Origin of the sequence: Robinsoniella sp. RHS (genome assembly GCF_001029355.1) — a bacterium.
Classification (GTDB): domain Bacteria; phylum Bacillota; class Clostridia; order Lachnospirales; family Lachnospiraceae; genus Robinsoniella; species Robinsoniella peoriensis.
In genome coordinates, this window is sequence record NZ_JNGB01000106.1 from 1 (window position 1) to 7,018 (window position 7,018).

At 41.7% G+C, this 7,018-nt stretch carries 5 protein-coding genes; all 5 read left to right on the forward strand.

What is annotated here, in order from left to right:
* Positions 1-2: 2 nt before the first annotated feature.
* Positions 3-1,472 (forward strand): coproporphyrinogen dehydrogenase HemZ, encoded by a 1,470-nt coding sequence (gene hemZ, locus RHS_RS24005; protein ID WP_047834587.1) that lies wholly within the window; start codon positions 3-5, stop codon positions 1,470-1,472.
* Positions 1,469-2,083: an HD-GYP domain-containing protein gene (locus RHS_RS24010; protein WP_044289295.1), complete on the forward strand. Its 615-nt coding sequence runs from the start codon at positions 1,469-1,471 to the stop codon at positions 2,081-2,083. The genes hemZ and RHS_RS24010 overlap by 4 nt, the downstream gene beginning before the upstream one ends.
* Positions 2,080-3,324: a histidine--tRNA ligase gene (gene hisS / locus RHS_RS24015; RefSeq protein WP_044293074.1), complete on the forward strand. Its 1,245-nt coding sequence runs from the start codon at positions 2,080-2,082 to the stop codon at positions 3,322-3,324. The genes RHS_RS24010 and hisS overlap by 4 nt, the downstream gene beginning before the upstream one ends.
* Before the next feature lie 66 nt (positions 3,325-3,390).
* Positions 3,391-5,199, forward strand: coding sequence for an aspartate--tRNA ligase (gene aspS, locus RHS_RS24020; RefSeq protein ID WP_044293072.1), 1,809 nt, complete (start codon positions 3,391-3,393; stop codon positions 5,197-5,199).
* Between the two features lie 364 nt (positions 5,200-5,563).
* Positions 5,564-7,018: leucine-rich repeat domain-containing protein (locus tag RHS_RS31845; RefSeq protein ID WP_395023480.1), on the forward strand; the 1,455-nt coding region annotated here is incomplete at its 3' end.

A 7,018-nucleotide genomic window follows, 5' to 3' on the forward strand; every position in this document is an offset into this window, starting at 1 on the left:
TGATTGCAGTACAATTGAATAAGAGAGATTTCGAATATGATATCCATTCACTGGTGAGAGCATTCTATCCGGGGGTGGATGTACCTGTCTATTACGGGGAAGATCTGGTGGAAGGGTCTTTTGATTTTTATATCATGATATCCTACAGTGACACCGGCATTGCTATAACATTTTATGGACCGGATCGGGAAAAGCTGGATGGACGAAGCATTCAGCTGGATTATTATGCCAATCGTAAGGAAACAAAGAACCGGCTGAAACGCCTGCTTTATGAAATGCTTAGAGAACGTTCGGGTCAGGAACTGCCCTGGGGGACGTTGACAGGCATTCGCCCTACGAAGATTCCAATGGCTCTGTTAGAACAGGGACTTAAGAATACTGAGATAGCGGATTATATGCGCAATACATATTATTGCAGCAATGAAAAAACCTCACTGAGTGTTATGATTGCAAACCGGGAAAGCTATATTTTAAAGGATATAAATTATAAAAATGGTTATAGTCTATATATAGGAATTCCATTTTGCCCCAGTATCTGTCTCTATTGTTCGTTTAGTTCCAGCCCGCTGTCCGTGTGGAAGCATAAAGTGGACGCTTATCTTGACGCACTTTGTAAGGAGATGGAGTTTGCTGCAAAGCTCTATAAAAACCGTGAACTCAATACGATTTATATAGGGGGAGGAACACCTACGACTTTGGAACCGGAACAGATAGAGCGTCTTATGAATAAGATTGAATCCTGTTTTGATATCAGTAAAATCCAGGAGTACACGGTGGAAGCCGGAAGGCCTGACAGTATTACAATGGAAAAGTTAGAGGCGATACGCAGACATCCGGTTACCAGGATTTCGATAAATCCTCAGACGATGAATGATAAGACGCTGGATATTATAGGCAGGCGCCATACGGTGGCGCAGACCAAAGAAGCATTTGCTCTGGCACGGGATGCAGGATTTGATAATATTAACATGGATTTGATTGTAGGACTTCCAGGTGAAGGTAAATCTGAGGTGGAGCATACACTTCAGGAAGTAGTGGAGATGGATCCGGAAAGTATTACAGTCCATTCCCTTGCAGTGAAACGCGCGGCAAGGCTGAACATGTTTAGAGATCAGTATAAAGAGATGACATTTACGAATAATCAGGAAATTATGGACATGACATCTGATTATGTGAGCAAAAGCGGACTGACACCTTATTACCTGTACCGACAGAAGAATATGGCGGGAAATTTTGAAAATGTGGGTTATGCTAAGCCGGATAAAGCAGGTATTTACAATATTCTGATTATGGAAGAAAAACAGAGTATTCTGGCATTGGGGGCGGGAGCAGCTACTAAACTTGTGCCGGATGAGGAACATATTGAACGAATAGAAAATGTAAAAGATATTAAAGGTTATATCGAACGTATTGATGAAATGATAGAACGGAAGCGAAAAGGCTTCTTACTATACGAAGGGGAATTGGAATGACAGAAACTCGTAAACAACGAACATGTCACATCATACAAATAGATCTTGCAAAGGAAATTGCACATGGAATGTGTGTCAGTAATCTGGCCAGCCGTGTGTCCAGAGAACTGGGCCTTTGTGAGGAAGATTGCCATGAGATGGCAATTGCCGGTTTTCTCCATGATATAGGTAAGATGGAACTTGCAAAATATATCTATGGACGGGAAGAAGAAACCTTAACGGTTGAAGAGATGCGGTATGTTCGTACACACTCTACGCTCAGTTATGCTATTTTGCATAAAGAGGGTTATTCCATGAAAGTTTTGGACAGTATTCTGTATCATCACGAAAACTATGATGGTACTGGATATCCATCCAATCTGGCAGAGGAAGAGATCCCTATAGGAGCAAGGATCTTAAGAGTGTGCGATGTCTTTGCGGCTTTAACTTCCGACCGTCCATACCGCAGGTCTTTTGAAATGGATGCTGCTGTGGAATTGATGATTGCGGAAGTAAAGAATTTCGATATGAAAATATTCCTTGCATTTTTAAGAGTCATACATCAAGATGGGATAGAAGAAATATTAGACAAAGAAAATATAGAGATTGAAATAGAGGAGGACTTGTCATGATTACACAGGCACCCAGAGGAGTACAGGATTGGTACGGAGAAGAGATGCACAAGCGTACCCTGGTAGAAAAAATAGCAAGAGATTTAGCCAAAACGTATCATATATCTGAAATTATTACCCCTGTGTTCGAGCATACTGTGTTGTTCCAGCGTGGAGTTGGGGAAACGACAGACGTAGTACAAAAAGAGATGTATACCTTTTTAGATAAAGGTGACCGCAGCATTACTTTAAAGCCGGAGGGCACCTCCCCGGTTATGAGAGCTTACCTGGAGCACAACATGTACGCACAGCCTGCACCTACAAAATTATTTTATGTGACACCGGCATTTCGTTATGAAAAACCTCAAAGCGGCAGACTCAGACAGCATCACCAGTTCGGAGTGGAATTTGTAGGATCCAAAAGTCCATTGGCAGAAGTCGAAGTGATTACACTGGTATCTACCCTGATTCGTAAATTAGGATTATCCGATGCAAAGCTTCATATTAACAGTATCGGCTGCAAGGATTGCCGTAAAACTTATAATGATGCCCTCCTTGCGTACTTAAAAGAACATGAAGAACAGCTATGTCCCACCTGTCGTGAGAGAATGCTGAAAAATCCCCTTCGTGTGCTGGACTGTAAAGTGGATACCTGTAAAACGATTGTGGACAAGGCACCTAGAACAATTGAATATCTGGATGAGGAGTGCAGAGAGCACTTTGAGGAATTACAGGCACTATTAGATGAATTGAACGTGCCCTACGAAATAGATACGGGAATTGTCAGAGGACTGGACTACTATACAAAAACTGTTTTTGAATTTGTAAATTCGGAAGGTTTTACACTCTGCGGAGGCGGACGTTATGACGGACTGATTCATGAAATCGATGAGAAGCAGGATATTCCTTCGGTAGGATTTGGAATGGGGATCGAACGAATTTTATACTTCCTGGAAAAAGAAGGTGTTCAGCTCCCGTCAGAAGATTCGGTTGAATTATATGTGGGAATTCTGGGAAAAGAAGCGAAAGCAAAGGCATATAAGCTTGTAAATGAAATCAGAAGCCACGGAATTATCGTGGAAACAGACTATATGGACCGCAGCGTGAAAGCCCAGATGAAATATGCGAACAAAATCGGAGCAAAGAAAACGGTGGTCATCGGTTCTGACGAGCTTGAAAAAGGTGTGGCAAGGGTAAAAGATATGGAAACCGGGGAACAGACAGAAGTGGCATTAACGGATATTCCGGGATTATTTGTTTAGAGCGTGTATAATAAAAGTAACAAAGTGGATTTTAAATGTCCGCTTTGATGATGGAGGATAAGAGAAATGGCAGAATCAATGAAAGGCCTTAAGAGAACACACAGATGTGCGGAGGTTACAAAGTCCGACATTAGTACCGAGATCATTGCAATGGGATGGGTACAGAAAAGGAGAAATCTTGGAAGTCTGATCTTTGTGGATCTGAGAGACCGCTCCGGGATACTTCAGATCGTGTTTGATGAAAATGATATTGGAACAGAGGGATTTGAGAAAGCAGGAAAACTGCGCAGTGAATTTGTAATTGCAGTAAAAGGAATTCTGGAAAACCGTTCCGGAGCTGTAAATGAACATCTGGCAACAGGAGAATGGGAGCTTCGCGCTACGGAACTTCGTATTCTTTCTGAATCTGATACACCGCCTTTCCCGGTAGAGGAAAATATCCAGACAAAAGATGAACTTCGTTTAAAATACCGATATTTAGACCTTAGAAGACCAAATCTTCAGAGAAACCTGATGCTAAGAAGTAAGGTGGCCACTTCTGTACGAACTTTCCTTGCGGAAGAAGGCTTCCTGGAAATTGAAACTCCGATTTTAATAAATAGTACCCCGGAAGGTGCTCGTGATTACCTGGTTCCAAGCCGTGTGCATCCCGGTAATTTCTATGCTCTTCCACAGTCACCCCAGTTATTTAAGCAGCTGCTGATGTGTTCCGGTTTTGACCGCTACTTCCAGATTGCAAAATGTTTCCGTGATGAGGATTTAAGGGCGGACAGACAGCCGGAATTTACACAGATCGATATGGAGATGTCTTTTGTAGACATAGATGATGTAATTGAAGTCAACGAAAGACTGTTAGCTAAGATCTTCAAGGAAGCTATCGGTATTGATGTGCCACTTCCGATTCCGAGAATGACATGGCAGGATGCAATGGATCGTTATGGGTCCGATAAACCGGATATCCGTTTTGGTATGGAATTAAAAGATATATCAGAAGTTGTAAAGGACTGCGGATTTGTAGTATTTAAAGGAGCCCTGGATAATGGCGGAAGTGTACGCGGCATTAATGCGAAAGGGCAGGGAAGCATGCCTCGTAAGAAAATAGATGCACTTGTTGAATTTGCCAAAGGCTATGGCGCCAAAGGTCTTGCCTACCTGGTGATCAATCCGGATGGCACTTTTAAGTCCTCCTTTGCGAAATTTATGTCAGAAGAGGAATTAAAAGCAATCGTTGCAGCAATGGGTGGAGAACCTGGGGATTTACTGCTGTTTGCGGCGGATAAGAATAAGGTTGTCTGGGATGTATTAGGAAATCTTCGCCTTGAGATTGCAAAAAATATGGGAATTCTCTCTAAGGATGATTATAAGTTCCTCTGGGTAACGGAGTTTCCGCTTCTGGAGTGGTCAGAAGAACAGCAGCGTTTTGCAGCTATGCATCATCCATTTACCATGCCGATGGAAGAAGATTTAGATAAGATCGATACAGATCCTGGTGCAGTCAGAGCGAAAGCATACGATATCGTACTTAACGGTACCGAGCTCGGAGGCGGCAGTGTCCGAATCTTCCAGAATGATGTTCAGGCAAAAATGTTTGAAGTTCTGGGATTCACAAAAGAACAGGCAGAGGAGCGTTTCGGATACCTGTTAAATGCATTTAAATACGGAGTTCCACCCCACGCAGGACTGGCTTATGGACTGGACAGGCTGATCATGCTGATGACAAAAGAAGACAGCATCCGTGAAGTGATTGCATTCCCGAAAGTGAAGGATGCGTCCTGCCTGATGACAGGAGCACCGGGGGTTGTAGATGAGAAGCAGTTAGATGAATTAGAACTGAAAATAGTAGCGGCTCAGGAAGAAGAAAAAGAATCAGAGTAAAATTGAATGATAGAAATATTATATATGAGCTATCCGGACTGCCATCCGGATAGTTCTTTTTTTACGGTAATGGGAGATATCAAGGAACTATGTCAATATAACCGGGGATGCCGTTTGCACTACAATTGTTGTAAATCAGGAAGTTGCGGCAGATTGTAGTGTGTTTAATTGTAAACCAGAAGAAGTATTTGATAATAAATTGTAAATGGTTATGGAATTTTCAGGGAATTGTGCTATAATTTTTATTATAGAAGTGTGATGAGAATTTGATTTAATATAAATTATCAAATATTTATGCTTCGATAGGTACAAAAATTAAATAAAAACAGAGATTGTGTATACGATCAGAAAAGGAGCGTGAGCTATGAAACGATGGAAACAAGGTAAACGTATTATGAGCATTCTGCTTTGTGCGTCACTTATTTCTACGTCCGGCATTACTGCATTAGCGGATAATGATGAATTGCAGAATGAGACAGGGCAGGCAGCTAATGTGGGAGCAGTCAAAGGAAATGATCTTCGCAGAGAGGAAACACAAGAGAAAAATAAAGCAGACAGTAAAAAGGAGACTGAAGACCTGACAGAGCCAGAAGCAGGGGAAATAACAGAGGAACCGGGGATTTCGGCAGATATCCAGACAGAAGAGCCTGAAGCGGCAGTTACGGAAGAAATACCGGAAACAGAGGATATAGCCCTGACGGAAGAAACGGATACAACCGCTGTGGACCAGCCTGAAACTCAAACACAGACTGTCGGCAATGAATCGTTGGATTTAAAGTCGGAAGAAGCACTGAATAAAGAGATTGGTTCAGGACAATATGATGATATATATTTAAAGAAAAACTGGGAATATATTTTTAACAAAGAAGAAGATAAAGTGATTTTGACAAAATATAAAGGTGCCGATGTTAATGTATTTGTGCCATCAAATGTTCAAATTAATAATAACGAATATGGAGTAATTATAAGAAAAGCACAATTTCAATTTGATGACGAGGAAATTGAAGATTATTACGCGGGCGCTTTTTGCGGCAACAAGGAGATAAAAACCGTACAGTTTGATAACGGTGTTAATATTGAAGACAATGATTTGTCATATGCATTTTACGGATGTACCGGATTGACGGATGTAAGCGGTATACCTGTGAATACCAAAAAGATGCAGGGGGCATTTGAAAAATGCAGCAGTCTTGTTCAGGCACCTGTTATTCCGGATGGTGTGACTGAAATAGATGGTATTTTCAGAGACTGCGCAAATCTGAAACAGATTACAACAATACCGGCAGGAGTCACAAATATTGATTCTGCGTTCTACGGCTGTAAAAGCTTAGAACAGACCCCTCAATTGCCGGCTGGAATTGTCAGCCTGAAAGATACATTCAGAGGGTGTACAAGTTTAACCAAAGCGCCTGTTATTCCGAATACGGTTACAAATCTTGACGCAGCATTTGATGGATGCAGCAGTTTAAGCGAGGCACCTGTGATACCAGACCATGTTGTGAGTATGGTTGCAACTTTCAGTGGATGTGTAAAATTAGTAAAAGCTCCGGTTATCCCATCCAGTGTCGTTTATCTGAATAATACCTTCAGCCAATGTACAAGTCTGGTTGAGATACTGGAAATTAAAAATGGAGTAGTGGATATGCAGTATGCATTTGAAGGCTGTACCAGTTTGATAAAAGCTCCTGTGCTACCAGACAGTGTAATATATCTTCAAAATGCATTTAAGGGCTGTACCAATCTTGTACAGGCTCCTGCTATACCGGATGGTGTTATCGATATGAGAAGCACTTTCGAAGATTGTAGTAAACTACAGGGA

Bases quoted from the DNA above. Each gene is read 5' to 3' on its own strand.
- RHS_RS24010 (WP_044289295.1), top strand. From the start codon at position 1,469: ATGACAGAAACTCGTAAACAACGAACATGTCACATCATACAAATAGAT.
- aspS (WP_044293072.1), top strand. From the start codon at position 3,391: ATGGCAGAATCAATGAAAGGCCTTAAGAGAACACACAGATGTGCGGAG.
- hisS (WP_044293074.1), top strand. From the start codon at position 2,080: ATGATTACACAGGCACCCAGAGGAGTACAGGATTGGTACGGAGAAGAG.